This is a genomic window from Ilumatobacter fluminis (assembly GCF_004364865.1).
Classification (GTDB): Bacteria; Actinomycetota; Acidimicrobiia; order Acidimicrobiales; family Ilumatobacteraceae; genus Ilumatobacter; species Ilumatobacter fluminis.
In genome coordinates this window covers 850,539-864,080 of the sequence record NZ_SOAU01000001.1, presented here as the reverse complement: position 1 = coordinate 864,080, position 13,542 = coordinate 850,539, and the positions used below count along the sequence as shown (strand labels likewise).

Below are 13,542 nucleotides of genomic sequence, written 5' to 3'. Positions count from 1 at the left end.
ACCGCGACGACGGCGCTACGTTGGGCCGGGTGAACCCCCACGACGGCGCACCCGCTCCCTCCGCCGACCCGGCAGCCGCACCGACCAGCCCGGGCGCCGAGCCCGTCGCCGAGACGGCCGATGGCCCACAGACGCCCGCTCCCGTCGGCCCCGACGAGGCACCCGACCCGCTCGATCTCGAACGGATCGGGCGAGACCTCGACGGCGTCGAGGCCGCCCTGCGCCGACTCGACGACGGCACCTACTGGAGCGACGAGGTGACCGGCGAGGCCTTGCCCGACGAGTTGCTCGCCGCCGACCCGGTTGCCCGGCGCGTCGAAGGCTGACATGTCGCGCAAGGCGTTGCCGATCGCAGGGCTGGTCGCCGCCGGTGCGGCGATCGCTGCGGCCGTCGCCGCGACACGGCTCGACGATCCGCCGCCGGCGGTCGGTCGCGCCGGGCGAACGCTGCGGGTCTGGCGGCTGTCGGCCCGCAACTCGGCACGGTTCGCGATCGCGAAGGCACGGGGCCTCGGGAGCGCCGACGAGCGACGAGCGCAGCTCGATCAGGAGTTCGCGATCCGCACGGCCGAGGACGTCGCTCGCGAGCTCGGGCAGATGAAGGGGGTGCTGATGAAGGCCGGTCAGATGATCAGCTTCATCCTCGAGTCGCTCCCCGAGGAGGCCCAATCGGCCCTGGCGACCCTCCAGTCCGACGGCGAGCCGATGTCGCCGACGCTCGCGGCTGCCGTGGTGGAAGCCGATCTCGGCGGTCCACCCGAACAGGTCTTCCTCGACTGGACCGATCGTCCCGTCGCCGCCGCCAGCATCGGCCAGGTGCACCGCGCCGTCACCCACGACGGCCGCGACGTCGCGGTCAAGGTGCAGTATCCCGGCGTTCACGACGCGATCGAACACGACCTCGACGCGGCCGAGGTGATGTACGGCATGTTCTCGTCGATGATGCTGAAGGGCCTCGACGCCAAGGGCTTGGTCGACGAGCTCCGCATGCGGATGCGCGAAGAACTCGACTACCGACTCGAGGCGCAGAACGTGCTGACGTTCGCCGAGGTGTTCGCCAACCATCCGTGGGCACGCATCCCGACGCTCGTGCCGTCGTGCTCGACCGACCGCATCCTGACGACCGAGTGGGTCGACGGCATGTCGTTCGATCAGTTCATGCGTGAGGCGTCGCAGGACACCAAGCAACGTGCCGGCGAGGTGCTGTGGCGGTTCGCCCAGCACGCGGTGAACCGGCACGGGATCTTCAACGGCGACCCGCACCCCGGCAACTACAAGTTCCACCACGACGGCAGTGTCACCTTTCTCGACTTCGGTCTCGTCAAGCGATGGGAACCGGGCGAATGGGAGTCGCTGCAGCCGACGCTCGACGCGGTGGTGATCGACCGCGATCCGGAGCTGGTGTGTGCGGCGATGGAGGGCAGCGGGTTCCTCCGGGAGGGGCACGGCCTCGATCCGCAGCTGATCTTCGACTACGTGAGCAGCCCCTATCGCCCCTACCTCGTCGACGAGTTCCGGTTCTCGCGGGAATGGATGATCGAGACGCTCGGACGGGTCATGGACGTGAAGGGCCCGAACGCCGCGGTGATCGAGGTGCTCAACATGCCGCCGAGCTTCGTCATCCTCGACCGGGTGGTGTGGGGCGTCAACGCGATCCTGGGCAAGCTCGAGGTCGAGGGGCCGTTCCGGGCGATGCTCCTCGAGTACGTCGCCGACGGTCCGCCCGCCACCGAGATCGGCGCCGCCGAGGCAGCGTGGATGAAGGCAGGGGCGAACTCATGAGCGCCGGCACCGAGTCGACCGGGACGCTCGGCATCGTCGACCTCGTCGACGTGTGCCGCGACATGAGGAGCCGCAACCAGGCGCTCTTCGAACAGGTCGGTGAGTGGGTCGCCGACGAGTCCGACCCGGCGCTGCAACGCTGGTTCGCGGTGGGTTCGCACCGTCATGCGTGGCACGCCGACCTGTGGGATGAGCGGCTCCCGAAGATCCCGATGGAGGGCGGGCGCGGCGATGTGCTGATCACGACCGGTCGGGCCGACGCCTACCGGCAACACCTCGAGCAGATGGTCGCCGACCTGGACGAGTTGTCGCCCCGCATCGACGCCACGCTCGACCCGAGCACCGCCAGGGTGATCACCCTCGTGCGAGCCGACCTCGTCGACCTCCTCGACCGCGCCCCCACCTGACCGCCGGACGCCCGGGTTCTCGGCGGCTCCCGTCCGAGATCCCGCACCACAACCGCCGAGAACACCAGCGCCCCAACCCCGGTCCACGTTCTCGGTGAACCTGGTCCGGAATCCCGCACCACAACCGCCGAGAAACGACAGCGCCCCGAATCCACCCACGATCTCGGCGGCGTTCGACGCACTTGCCGCAACCACCGCCGCCGAGAACCCCGGCGACGGCCACCGCCCGCCATCTCGGCGGCTCCCGTCCGAGATCCCGCACCACAACCGCCGAGAACACCAGCGGCCCGGAAACACCCACGATCTCGGTGAACCCCGGTCACCACCCCGAACCAGGACCACCGACAAGCCCCACCCCACGATCTCGGCGGCCTCGACGCACGCACCGCAACCACCGCCGCCGAGAAGCGTCCACCGACCCACAACACACACGTTCTCGGCGGCCCCGGTCCGAATCCCGCACCACAACCGCCGAGAAACGACAGCGCCCCCGGAACCACCCACGATCTCGGTGAACCCCGGTCACCACCCCGAACCAGGACCACCGACAAGCCCCACCCCACGATCTCGGCGGCCCTCGACGCACGCACCGCAACCACAGCCACCGAGAAACCCGACGACGAGCCCCACACCACGATCTCGGCGGCCCTCGACGCACATACCGCAACCACCGCCGCCGAGAACCCCGGCGACGGCCAACACCACGATCTCGGCGGCTCTTGTCCGAGATACCGCACCACCGCCACCGAGAAGGCGGCTGTGGTCGGGTGAGTGCCCGGGTCAGACGGGGCGGGATCGGCGGCTAGCGAGACTCTGGACGATGGGGCGCTGCCAGCCGACGTCGGCGAGCTTGCCCGATGGGGGCCAGTGGTCGTCTCGGCTGTACGCCCACCACTCGAACGGGTTCAGGTAGTAGCTGTAGGTCTCGACCAGACGGAACCACGAACGCCCGCGCCCGACGATCGGCCACGTCAGCGTGGCGACGAGGGCGGCACCGGCCATCCAGCCGCCGTACAGGAACGGATACAGCGGGCCGAACCAGCGGGCCTGCCAGACGTGGACGTCCTCGTGGTCGGTGACGAGCTTCGCCTTGCGCGGCCGGGTGACGTCGCCGGCGCCGTTCACGACGTTGCCGAGCGTGATCGCGAATCCCTTCCGCATCCGGAATCCGCGCCCGTACACGTGGCGGTTCTGCCGCCGGCTCAACGCCTTCTGGTAGGCGGCGTCGGGCTGGGTCGCCGCCACTGCGTGGGCGACGAGCCCGGCCGTGGTCGTGGCGAGCGCCCAGGTGGAGTCGAGCGCGAACGCCAGGCGGCCCTTCCCCGTCGACCAGTCGTAGACCTGGCGCGCTCCGGAGACGGCACCGTTCGCTCCGCCGGCGAGCGCGCCGATCACCGGCAGTCCGACGAGTGCGCCGGTGGCCGCGCCGAGCGCGGCACCGGCGACCGTCGTGAGCGTCGTCTCCGACGCCGACACGTCAGCGCTCGCGGAGCTTGGCGAGCAGGCGGAGCAGCTCGAGGTACAGCCAGATCAGCGTGACCAGCAGGCCGAAGGCGGCGTACCACTCGAAGTTCTTGTCGAGGCCCTGCTGCGCGCCACGCTCGATGAAGTCGAAGTCGAGCGCCAGGTTCATCGCCGCGAGACCGGCGACGAACACGCTGAAGGCGATGCCGAGCAGGCTCGGGCTGCTGAGGAAGCTGATCGAGTCGGCCCCGGCGAAGAGGCTGATGATGAAGGTCACGCCATAGAAGAGCATCACGCCGATCGTGGCCGTGACGACGATCTTGCGGAATCGGTTCGTGACCTTGATGATGTTCGTCCGGTACAGCACCAGCATCACCATGAACACGGCGACGGTCGCACCGATCGCCTGGACGACGATGCCGTCGTACCACGATTCGTACGCCTTGGAGATCGCACCGATGAAGAAGCCCTCGGCGATCGCGTAGACCGGTGCCACGAACTTGGCCAGGTGCGGCTTGAACATGAGGAGGAACGTCAGGCCGACGCCGACGATCATGCCGACCCAGGCGAGGGCCGGGATGCCCGACACGAACTCCTGGCCGTCGACCTCGACGGTCTCGGTCTGCATCCAGCCGACCGTCGCCGACACGAGCAGCAGCACGAACAGGACGGCGGTGGCCGAGATCGTGCCGTTGACCGTCATCACCTTCGGCGATCCGCTCAACGGCGTGATCGGCCCGTCGGTGACCGGCGGGAAGTGCTGGTTGGTCGGTTCGGGCGGCGCCCACGTGGTGGGTGCGTCCTTCATGACCCGCTCGTTCAGCACGGGATTCGACATGTGATGTCCTCCTGAGACGTTGAACGAAAATGCTATCGACGACGGCAGGAACCTGCTGGTCATCCGACCCGGGAACCGGTCGTGCGCCATCTGTGTCGGCGGCACCGAACCGGCACCTATCTGGAACAGTGATGGGACCGATCTGCGTATGCGGAACACAGCTACCGGTGCCCCGAGCGGCACCCGGACGTTGCTGTGGACAACGGGATCGGTATCGTTAGCACAACCTCGTCAACGGGTGGTGGATTGGCGATCGCTCCGCGACACCCACGCTGACCACGACCTTTGTCGAGGACAACCGACATCGCCATGGGTGCGAGCGCACCCTCCGAGCCTGAGGAGCCAACGTGGCCAAAGATCGCGTCGAACGAGACGACGAAGACCTCGTCCGGCTGTATCTGACCGACATCGGTCAGTACACGCTGCTGACGAAAGAGGACGAGGTACGTCTCGCGAAAGCGATCGAAGCAGGCAAGGAAGCGATCGAGGCACTCGACGCCGGCGGCAAGGAACTCACTGCTGCCAAGAAGCGTGAGCTGCGCCGCACCGCCCGCCAGGGCGAGGAGGCCGAGCGCCAGTTCGTCCAGTCGAACCTCCGACTCGTCGTGTCGATCGCCAAGAAGTACCAGGCGTCCGGCCTGCCGCTCCTCGACCTGATCCAGGAAGGCAACCTCGGCCTGATGCACGCCGTCGAGAAGTTCGACTGGCGCAAGGGCTTCAAGTTCTCTACATACGCCACGTGGTGGATCCGCCAGGCGATCACCCGCGGCATCGCCAACACCGGTCGCACCATCCGTCTCCCCGTGCACGCCGGCGACACCCTCGCCCGGCTGCAGAAGGCGCGGTCGCGCCTCGAGCTCAAGTACGGCCGTCCCGCCACCCTCGCCGAGCTGGCGAAGGAAGTCGAGATGCCCGAGGACAAGGTGACCGAGGCGCTGCGCTTCGCCGCCGAGCCGCTGTCGCTCTCCGAGCCGCTCCGCGAAGACGGCGACGCCGAACTCGGCGATGTCGTCGAGGACCGTTCGGCCGAGTCGCCGTTCGAGGTGGCCGCCACGGCGCTGCTGCCCGAGGAGATCGCACGCCTGCTCGCACCGCTCGACGAGCGCGAGCGCGAGATCCTGAAGCTCCGCTTCGGCCTCGACCGTGGCGAGCCCCGCACCCTCGAAGAGGTCGGCGAACACTTCAACCTCACCCGCGAGCGCATCCGCCAGATCGAGGCGCGAGCGATGAGCAAGCTGCGCCACCCCTCGAGCGACACCGGCGCCCGCGACCTCCTCGCCGTATAAAGAGGATTTCTCGGACTCGGTCCGACGGCGTCAGCGCGGACCAGCGATCCGTCGCTCCAGTTCCACCGTTGCGCGACGCCACAGCCTCTCCGCTGCGTCGAGTCCGACGCCGGGCGGTCCGACGAGTCCCGTTGGTACGACCACCTCGACGCGCCCGACCTCGGCGACAGCATCGCCGCCGCCGTTGCGATCATCGCCGTGCTGGTGTTGATCGTGCTCACGGTGCTGTTCGGATGGACGATCCTGCTGCTCGGCATCGACCTGTTGTGGTTGCTGCTGGTCGGCGCCGCCGGACTGGTCGGCCGCGTGGTCCTGGGGCGCCCGTGACGGGTCGAGGCCGCGACCGACGGGGAACGGCGCGACTGGTTCGTCCAAGGTTTCCGGAGTGCCGGCCGCGCACGAGACGAGATCGCCCGCCGCGTCCAGCACGGTCTCGACCCGACCCAGACGCCGCTCGTCTGAGCCTCACCCGCTGCACGCTCGCGACGAGTCGTACCACCCGAAACCCGGCGCTGCGGGATCGGCGGCGAGTGGCAGAATCTCGCGCATGGGATGGACCATTCGTGCTGCGGTTCGTGACGACGCCGACGCGATCGCCGACGTGCACATCGCGTCGTGGCGGGCCGGATACGGCCATGTCATCCCCGAGTCGGTGCTCTTCGCCGACGACTTCGAGCCGCGCCGACGGGCGATCTGGACCGAGTGGCGGTTCGGCCCGGCCCAGCGCATCATCGTCAGCGTCGACGAGACCGATCGCGTCGTCGGCTTCGCCACGTATGGCCCCGAACGCGAACGAGCCCGCGGGAACACCGGTCGCGGCGAGTTGTACGCGTTCTACTTCCATCCCGACACCTGGGGAAGCGGCGCGGCCGCCGACCTCATGAGCCGCGTCTACGAACGCCTCGGCGCCGAAGGCTTCGGCGAAGCAGTCCTCTGGGTGCTCGACGACAACCCGCGGGCGCGGGCGTTCTACGAGCGGCACGGCTGGTCGCCGACCGGCATCGACGCCGACTACGACGTGCACTGCGAACTCAGCGTGCCCGAAGTCGAGTACCGCACCATCCTCACCTGACCTTTCGGTCCGAACCTCGAAGGAACCTCATGACCATCGTCTTCCGGGCGACGCAGCCCGACGAACTGCGGCGTGCCGCCGTCGTCGTCACCACCGCGCTGATGGGGTCACCGCCGAGCGACGACGACTGGAACGAGCGCGGCCAGGCCTCATGGGAGGAGATGCCCTCGTACACGGCATGGGACGACGACCGCTGCGTCGGCCACGTCGGCCACTTCCTCGTCGAGACCGTGGTGCCGGGTGGCACCCGGCTGGGTACCGGGGCCGTCTCCCGCGTCGGGGTGCTCCCGACTTACCGACGTCGCGGCATTGCCAAGGGGTTGATGCACGAGCTGGTCGCCGACGCCGATCGTCGCGGTCTCCCGCTGATGAGCCTGCGTGCCAGCGAGGCGACGATCTACGAGCGGTTCGGATTCGGGCTCGCCGGCGAGTTCTGTGGGATCGAACTGATCCCGAGGCAGGCGGCGCCCATTCGCGGCGCTGCCACCGACGGCTCGATGCGTTTGCTCCGGCCGGACGAGATCGTCGACGTGCTCCCCGACCTGTACGACCGCGTCGCCTTCGGACGTCCGGGGGTGATCACCCGTCCGGCGAGCTGGTACCGGCGGCTGTTCAAGGACGCGATCGAAGGCAGCAAGGCGTCGTTCGTGGCGGTGCACACGAATGCCGACGGGATCGACGACGGGTACATCCACTACGAGAACGAGTGGGACGACGGTCACGCAGACGGCCCGACCGGCAAGGGCGAGGTCTACGACGCATACGGCGCCACGCCCGCGACCGAACTCGCACTCTGGCAGTACCTGTGCGACGTCGACCTCGTCACCCGGTGGAAGGCGACCGAGCGCCCGATCGACGACCTCGTGCGGACGGCGTGCCACGACACTCGTGCGTACCGGGTCCGCAGCGTCGACGACGAGCAGTGGCTGCGATTGGTCGACGTCGACATCGCACTGGCGGCCCGCACCTACTCCCCCGCCGACGGCGAGGTCGCGATCCGGGTCACCGACCCGCTCTTGCCTCGCAACGACGGCACGTTCGTGGTCTCGGCCGGCGGCGTGCGGCGCGACGATACGGCCGAGGCCGACATCGTGACCGACATCGTCGGTCTGTCGGCCGCGTACCTCGGCGGTACCAGCTGGTTCGCGGTCACGGCGACCGGTCGGGCGTCGACGGGCGACCCGGCGTCGGTCGCCCTCGCCGACACCCTGTTCCGCACCACCCCCGGCCCGTTCTGCGGCACCTTCTTCTGAGCCGGCCAGAACGGGTCGGGTGATCTCCCGAAACGCTTCGGCTGCGCCTCAGCGTTCCGTGCGACACCCGACCCGTTCTGACCCGACCCGGGGTTCGGTGAGTCGGCAGCGGGTTACGAACGGGAGCGGGCGGTGACCTGGACGGCTTCGATGATGCGGGCGTAGCCGGTGCAGCGGCAAAGGTTGCCGGACAGGCCGATGCGGATGTCGTCGTGCGACGGCTCGGGGTTGTCGGCCAGCAACGCCGTTGCCGACATGAGCATGCCGGGCGTGCAGAAGCCGCACTGGACCCCGCCCACCTCGAGCAGGTTGCGCTGCAGGTCGGCCAGCTCGTCGCCGTCGGCCAAACCTTCCACCGTCGTGACGGCGCGTCCTTGCGCCTGGACCGCCAGGTACGAGCACGAGTTGACGGGCTGACCGTCGAGCAACACCATGCAGGCGCCACACTCACAGTCGTCGCACCCCTCCTTGGTGCCGGTGAGACCGACCTCGTTGCGGATCACGCTCAAGAGGTTGCGCGAGACGTCGGCGGCGACCGGGTAGTCGACGCCGTTGACGGTGAGGACGTATTGCTCGCTCATGCGGTGGCTCCGATTCCGAAAGCGCGATTGACGGGGACGGTGATGTGTTCGCCTCGGGCGCGTCGAGCGGCGGCCTCGACCGCACGGCGGGCCATCACACCGACGGTGTGGCGGCGGTATCGGTCGCTCGCACGCAGGTCGCTGATCGGGGTCGCCCGTTCGGAGGCGAGGTCGGCGACCTCCGACAGCAGCGCATCGTCGACGACTCGCCCCGTGAGCGACGACACGTCGACCGACACGATCGTCGGCGCGACGGCGGACAGGGCGACGACGAGCGAGCCGATCGACCCGTCGTCGTCGAGCACGACCGACGCCGCTGCACCGACGACGGCGATCTCCATCGCACGGCGGTACTCGAGCCGCACGTAGGCACTCCCCGACCGGTCGGGCCGTGTCGGAATCACGAGTGCGGTGCACAGCTCGTCGGCGGTCGCCACGGTGCGTCCGGGTCCGGTCCAGAGCTCACCGACGGGCACCTCGCGGGTACCGTCGACCGACCGCAGTTCGGCCGTCGCCTCGAGCACCAGCAGCGGAGCACCGGTGTCCATGGCGGGCGACGCGTTCATCACGTTGCCGCCGAGCGTGCCGACGTGGCGTGTGGCCGGCGAGCCGACCAGAGCCGCGGCGTCGGCCAGGCCGGTGTACCCACCGACGACGGCGGCGTCGGTCATGAGCGTGGCGTGGGAGACGAGTGCGCCCACTCGCAGCCCGGCGTCGGTCTGTTCGATCGTTCGGAGGCCGTCGATCCGGTCGATGGCGACCAGGTCGGTCGGCAGCGGCGACTTGCCGTGTCGGGCTCCGACCACGAGGTCGGAACCGCCGGCGACCGGACGGGCGCCGGCCGCCAGTGCAGCGAGCGCCTCGTCGACCGTGGCGGCGATCGTGAACGTCATGGCGCCACCTCCGTCGACGTCGACCCCGACGCGGCATGGTCGTGCATCGTCTCCCACACCCGCTCGGCGGTCATCGGCAGTTGCCGCACCGGACCGCCGACCAGCTTCGCGATCGCATTCGAGATCGCCGCCGCCGTCGCGACGTTCGGCGCCTCGGCCAGCCCCTTCGCGCCCTTCGGGCCGGCGTTCGGCGTCGGGATCTGCACGAACTCGGTGGTGATGGTCGGTGCGTCGGCGCAGGTCTGGAGCTTGTACTCGAGCAGGCCGGCGTTGCGTTGGCGGCCCTCGTCGTCGTACTGGGTGCCTTCGGTGAGGGCCTGGCCGACGCCCATCATCACGCCACCTTCGACCTGACCGAGTGCGCCCTGCATGTTGAGGATCGTGCCCGAGTCGTGCGCCGCGCCGACGTGGAGGACCCGGACGACGCCGGTGTCGCGGTCGAGCCGGACCCGAGCGGCGTGGCACGAGAACTGGGGTGCGACCCATGCGGCCATACCGTTGTCGCCGAGACACGTGGAGCCGCGCAACTCCGGGAAGGTCGGCTTCGGACCCGACCCGTGGCCGATCAGCAACTCTCCGCCGGCGGCGATGCCGGCCAGCTCGTCGATCGACACCGCCCGGTCGGGGGTGCCGGCGACGTGTGCGGACCCGTCGGCCAGCACGATGTCGGCGGGCGCTGCCTCGAGCCGATCGGCCGCCAACTCACGGAGCTGCTCGGCGATCTGCCCGGCTGCCGCCAGCGCGGCGCGGCCGTTGTTGAACAGCGTCTGCGAGCCGGTGGCGCCCATGTCGTACGGGGCGACGGACGTGTCCTGGTAGACGAGCCGGAACCGTTCGGGGTCCATTCCCAACTCGTCGGCGACCAGCTGTCGCAGCGTCATGACCGCCCCGGTGCCGCACTCCTGCGCACCGGTAATTATCTGGCCGTAGCCGTCGTCGTCGATCTTCACGATCGCACCCGATGCAGCCGGGAAGCTCGGCCACCAGCCGACGGCGACGCCGATCGCCTCGTCGTCGGGCAGGTCGTGGCCGTAGCCGACGAGCCCCGGTGCGATGTCGAGACACTGCTGCAGCCCGATCTCGTCGTAGGTCTGACCGCTCGGGCCCACCTTGCCGGTGTCGACACCGTTGATCCTGCGGAGTTCGACCGGGTCGATGCCGAGTCGGGCGGCGATCTCGTCGGTGTGCGATTCGGCGGCCCAGCAGGCCTGCGGCGCCGTTGGCGCACGGATCGAACCGGACGGCTGATGGTTCGTGTAGAGCAGGTGCGCGTCGATCGCGACGTTCGGGATCGCGTACGGGCCGGCGACGTGCATGGCCGCGGTCTGTGGGAAGAAGGTGGCGTCGGCGCTGTACGCCCCGTTGTCGAGCAGGAGCGTGGCTCGGCGGGCGACGATCGTCCCGTCGCGCATCACGCCCGACTCGATCTCGATCACCATGCCCTCCCGACGACGATCGGGCGCGAGGAACTCCTCCATCCGGGTGAAGGTCAGCTTGACCGGCCGCTTGGCGGCGCGCGCGAGTGCCGCGACGTGCGCTTCATAGTGGAAGCCGCACTTGCCACCGAACCCGCCGCCGAGGTGCGGCACGATGATGCGCACCCGGTTGGTCGGCAGCTGCAGGGTCTCGCACACGCCGGCGCGGGCGTCGTACGGCACCTGGGTCGACGTCCAGATCGTGACGTGATCGCCTTCCCACTGCGCGACGACGGCGCGGGGCTCGATCGGGGCGCCGTGCGACGGGTCGGCGACGTAGCGGCTCGTCACGATCTCGTCGGCTTCGGCCATACCGGCGTCGACGTCACCTTTGACGATCGACGAGAACGATGCGTCGTTGCCGTCGCGAACCAGGTAGTCGTCGGCGCCGTAGTGCTCCCAGTCGGGATGCACGAGCGGGCTGTCGGGAGCGAACGCGGCTTCCAAGTCGTGGACGATCGGGAGCGGCTCGTAGTCGACCTCGATCGCCGCCGCAGCGTCACGGGCGATCTCGGGTGTGAGCGCGGCGACGGCGGCGACGACGTCGGCTTCGTACCGGACCACGTCGTTCGCGAACAGGTAGCGGTCCTGGATGAACGGTCCGTAGCGAGCGTCAGGCACGTCGTCCTGGGTCAGCACGGCGAACACGCCCGGCATCGCCTTCGCCGCCGTCGTGTCGAGCCGGGTGATCCGTGCGTGCGGATGATCGGCGTACCGAAAAGCGGCGTGCAGCATGCCCGTGAGCGTGATGTCGGCGGTGTAGCGCCCCGATCCCGTCACCTTGTCGGGCCCATCGGCCCGCACCAGCGTCGTCATGCGACACAGATTGGCACACGGGCCGCGCCCCGAGGCAAGGACGGCTCCGAAGGTGACGGACGACCGTCTACGGAGCCAAGAAATCGACGATGGCGGGCCAGGCGCTGCGGTCCTGGAGCAGGAACATGTGGCCACCTTCGAAGAACCGGAGCGTGGCATCGGGCAGTGCGGCGGCGAGCCGTTCCACGTTCTCGGGTGGGGCCTGCCCGTCGTGCAGCCCGCCGGCGACGAGCGTCGGCATCGTGATCTCACCGAGCCGGTCGTAGACGTCGTGATCAGCCCGCGCTTCGAGCTGGCGGCGTGCACCGAGCTCCGACGCCGGGTCGTCGGCGTTGAGCGGCGGAGCGGCCATGAACGGTGCGAGCCGGTCGAACAAGGGTGCCAGCGTCGGCGGATCGGTCGACAGGTCGTTGCGGGTGTCCATCACGGGCAGGAGCAGCTCGGCCCGCTCCGCACGCGGCCGATCGGCGAGCGACAGCAGGTCGAACGAGGAGCCGCCGGCACCACCGGACGACGTGCAACAGAGAACCAGCCGATCGACGAGCCCCGGATGGCGAAGCGCCAGGTGCTGGGCGACCATGCCACCGAAGCTGATGCCGACCACGTGGGCCCGGGCCCATCCGAGCTCGCGCATCAGGCCGGCGGCGTCGTCCGCATACTGCTCCATCGTGTACGGCTCGTCGGGTTTCGACGTCCGGCCGAGACCGCGCTGGTCGTACATCAGGACCTCGTGGCCGTCCGTGAGCGGGTGCGCCGACCGGTTCGCGTCGACGCGGAGGTCGCCACCGGTGCCGCTGATGAGCAGCACATGCGGTCCGGAGCCATGGACCTCGAAGCACACGTCGATGTCACCGACGCGAACTGCCTCCATCCGCGATGCCCGTCAGGCCGAGGCGTCGGCGATGCCGCCGGCCACCAGGAGTTCGGCGGTCATGTCGTCACGGCACGGCGCACAGATGCTCCACGTGATCGCCGGCAGCGCAGTGCGTTCGAGGAGCCGCTGGGACCGCAACAACTCGTCGATCTCCAACCAGTCGCCACCGTTGTCACCCCGACCACACCATGTGCACACCGTGACCGGATCGACATCAGCGGCTCGTTCGACGGTTGCGTCGAGCAGAGCGATCGGCGACCGTTCCTCCTCGAACACCAGCTCGGAACGGAAGTGAATCTGGCCCGCGGCCGCCGGCGCGACCGTCATCTCGAACCAGCGGCGAGCCTGAGGCGCGTCGCATCGGAACGGCAATCTCGCCGACGCCGCGTGCGCACGCACGTGGCTCACGACCATCTGCCAGAGCTCTCTGACCTCTGGCTGGTCGAAGTACGACCAGAGCGTCCGGTCGACCGGCGGCGCGACGAGCTCGGCGGCACCGTTGTCGGCCGCGAACTCGGCCCAGTGGCCGCCGACGCCGACGACGGCGTCGTGCTCGTCGATGGTGTACTCGACGACGGTCGACGGCACGGCCATCCGCCCGGGCGCACGGCGCGCCGCTTCCGAAGCAGCGGACGCATCGATGGCATTCCAGATCGACGGCGGCGGAATGTGCATCTCGACGTCGGACGCATCGAGATCGTCGAGCGCGGCACGGAGCGCGTCGAACTCGACACCGTCGAGTTCGTCAGCGTGCTCCGGTCGCATGGGATCCAGGCTAGCCAAGCGAACCGGCCGTCATCC

14 protein-coding genes are annotated in these 13,542 nt (G+C 69.3%); 7 read left to right on the top strand and 7 right to left on the bottom strand.

Translation table 11 applies throughout. The features are described 5' to 3' along the window. Positions 1 to 29 precede the first annotated feature (29 nt). From BDK89_RS03855 to BDK89_RS03845, 3 genes are read left to right on the top strand one after another with little or no spacing between them, the layout of a single operon-like run. Positions 30 to 326, top strand: coding sequence for a hypothetical protein (locus BDK89_RS03855; RefSeq protein WP_133867697.1), 297 nt, complete (start codon positions 30 to 32; stop codon positions 324 to 326). 1 nt (position 327) lies between these two features. Then, entirely contained in the window at positions 328 to 1,782 is a 1,455-nt protein-coding gene (locus tag BDK89_RS03850; protein ID WP_133867696.1) for an ABC1 kinase family protein, read from the top strand. Further along, complete coding sequence (locus tag BDK89_RS03845; protein WP_133867695.1) at positions 1,779 to 2,189, top strand: hypothetical protein; 411 nt, start codon at positions 1,779 to 1,781, stop codon at positions 2,187 to 2,189. Before BDK89_RS03850 ends, BDK89_RS03845 begins: the two co-directional genes overlap by 4 nt. Positions 2,190 to 2,969: 780 nt before the next feature. Here BDK89_RS03845 and BDK89_RS03840 read toward each other — a convergent pair. Both BDK89_RS03840 and BDK89_RS03835 read right to left on the bottom strand, forming a co-directional pair. After that, a complete protein-coding gene (locus BDK89_RS03840; RefSeq protein WP_133867694.1) occupies positions 2,970 to 3,665 on the bottom strand; it encodes a hypothetical protein in 696 nt (231 codons plus the stop codon). A 1-nt stretch (position 3,666) separates the two neighbouring features. Then, positions 3,667 to 4,491: a Bax inhibitor-1/YccA family protein gene (locus tag BDK89_RS03835; RefSeq protein WP_166657370.1), complete on the bottom strand. Its 825-nt coding sequence runs from the start codon at positions 4,489 to 4,491 to the stop codon at positions 3,667 to 3,669. A gap of 347 nt (positions 4,492 to 4,838) precedes the next feature. Here BDK89_RS03835 and BDK89_RS03830 point away from each other — a divergent pair, with 347 nt between their 5' ends. The 4 genes from BDK89_RS03830 (at position 4,839) to BDK89_RS03820 (ending at position 8,102) form a co-directional block, all read left to right on the top strand. Further along, complete coding sequence (locus tag BDK89_RS03830) at positions 4,839 to 5,777, top strand: sigma-70 family RNA polymerase sigma factor (protein ID WP_133867692.1); 939 nt, start codon at positions 4,839 to 4,841, stop codon at positions 5,775 to 5,777. 198 nt (positions 5,778 to 5,975) lie between these two features. Further along, positions 5,976 to 6,104: a hypothetical protein gene (locus tag BDK89_RS22535; RefSeq protein WP_279586775.1), complete on the top strand. Its 129-nt coding sequence runs from the start codon at positions 5,976 to 5,978 to the stop codon at positions 6,102 to 6,104. Between the two features lie 220 nt (positions 6,105 to 6,324). Next, positions 6,325 to 6,849, top strand: coding sequence for a GNAT family N-acetyltransferase (locus tag BDK89_RS03825; protein WP_133867691.1), 525 nt, complete (start codon positions 6,325 to 6,327; stop codon positions 6,847 to 6,849). Between the two features lie 29 nt (positions 6,850 to 6,878). Then, on the top strand, positions 6,879 to 8,102 hold the full coding sequence (locus tag BDK89_RS03820; protein ID WP_133867690.1) for a GNAT family N-acetyltransferase: 1,224 nt from the start codon (positions 6,879 to 6,881) through the stop codon (positions 8,100 to 8,102). Positions 8,103 to 8,215: 113 nt separating this feature from the next. Here the strand turns inward: BDK89_RS03820 and BDK89_RS03815 are convergent, their stop codons facing one another. The 5 genes from BDK89_RS03815 to BDK89_RS03795 all read right to left on the bottom strand — a co-directional run bounded on the left by BDK89_RS03815 (position 8,216) and on the right by BDK89_RS03795 (position 13,506). Further along, on the bottom strand, positions 8,216 to 8,683 hold the full coding sequence (locus BDK89_RS03815) for a (2Fe-2S)-binding protein (RefSeq protein WP_133867689.1): 468 nt from the start codon (positions 8,681 to 8,683) through the stop codon (positions 8,216 to 8,218). Further along, complete coding sequence (locus tag BDK89_RS03810; RefSeq protein ID WP_133867688.1) at positions 8,680 to 9,576, bottom strand: FAD binding domain-containing protein; 897 nt, start codon at positions 9,574 to 9,576, stop codon at positions 8,680 to 8,682. Before BDK89_RS03810 ends, BDK89_RS03815 begins: the two co-directional genes overlap by 4 nt. Next, positions 9,573 to 11,867 carry a xanthine dehydrogenase family protein molybdopterin-binding subunit gene (locus BDK89_RS03805; protein WP_166657369.1) on the bottom strand — a complete coding sequence of 765 codons (2,295 nt, stop codon included), beginning with the start codon at positions 11,865 to 11,867 and terminating at the stop codon, positions 9,573 to 9,575. The genes BDK89_RS03810 and BDK89_RS03805 overlap by 4 nt, the downstream gene beginning before the upstream one ends. 67 nt (positions 11,868 to 11,934) lie before the next feature. Further along, on the bottom strand, positions 11,935 to 12,738 hold the full coding sequence (locus BDK89_RS03800) for an alpha/beta fold hydrolase (protein WP_133867686.1): 804 nt from the start codon (positions 12,736 to 12,738) through the stop codon (positions 11,935 to 11,937). Between the two features lie 12 nt (positions 12,739 to 12,750). After that, the gene (locus tag BDK89_RS03795) at positions 12,751 to 13,506 is read right to left on the bottom strand and encodes a hypothetical protein (protein ID WP_133867685.1); all 756 of its coding nucleotides are present in this window, start codon (positions 13,504 to 13,506) and stop codon (positions 12,751 to 12,753) included. Positions 13,507 to 13,542 lie beyond the last annotated feature (36 nt).

What these genes read in the sequence shown, in the direction of transcription:
- BDK89_RS03850 (WP_133867696.1), top strand. Translation starts at nt 328, where the DNA reads ATGTCGCGCAAGGCGTTGCCGATCGCAGGGCTGGTCGCCGCCGGTGCG.
- BDK89_RS03845 (WP_133867695.1), top strand. Translation starts at nt 1,779, where the DNA reads ATGAGCGCCGGCACCGAGTCGACCGGGACGCTCGGCATCGTCGACCTC.
- BDK89_RS03835 (WP_166657370.1), bottom strand. Translation starts at nt 4,491, where the DNA reads ATGTCGAATCCCGTGCTGAACGAGCGGGTCATGAAGGACGCACCCACC.
- BDK89_RS03825 (WP_133867691.1), top strand. Translation starts at nt 6,325, where the DNA reads ATGGGATGGACCATTCGTGCTGCGGTTCGTGACGACGCCGACGCGATC.
- BDK89_RS03820 (WP_133867690.1), top strand. Translation starts at nt 6,879, where the DNA reads ATGACCATCGTCTTCCGGGCGACGCAGCCCGACGAACTGCGGCGTGCC.
- BDK89_RS03815 (WP_133867689.1), bottom strand. Translation starts at nt 8,683, where the DNA reads ATGAGCGAGCAATACGTCCTCACCGTCAACGGCGTCGACTACCCGGTC.
- BDK89_RS03810 (WP_133867688.1), bottom strand. Translation starts at nt 9,576, where the DNA reads ATGACGTTCACGATCGCCGCCACGGTCGACGAGGCGCTCGCTGCACTG.
- BDK89_RS03805 (WP_166657369.1), bottom strand. Translation starts at nt 11,867, where the DNA reads ATGACGACGCTGGTGCGGGCCGATGGGCCCGACAAGGTGACGGGATCG.
- BDK89_RS03800 (WP_133867686.1), bottom strand. Translation starts at nt 12,738, where the DNA reads ATGGAGGCAGTTCGCGTCGGTGACATCGACGTGTGCTTCGAGGTCCAT.
- BDK89_RS03795 (WP_133867685.1), bottom strand. Translation starts at nt 13,506, where the DNA reads ATGCGACCGGAGCACGCTGACGAACTCGACGGTGTCGAGTTCGACGCG.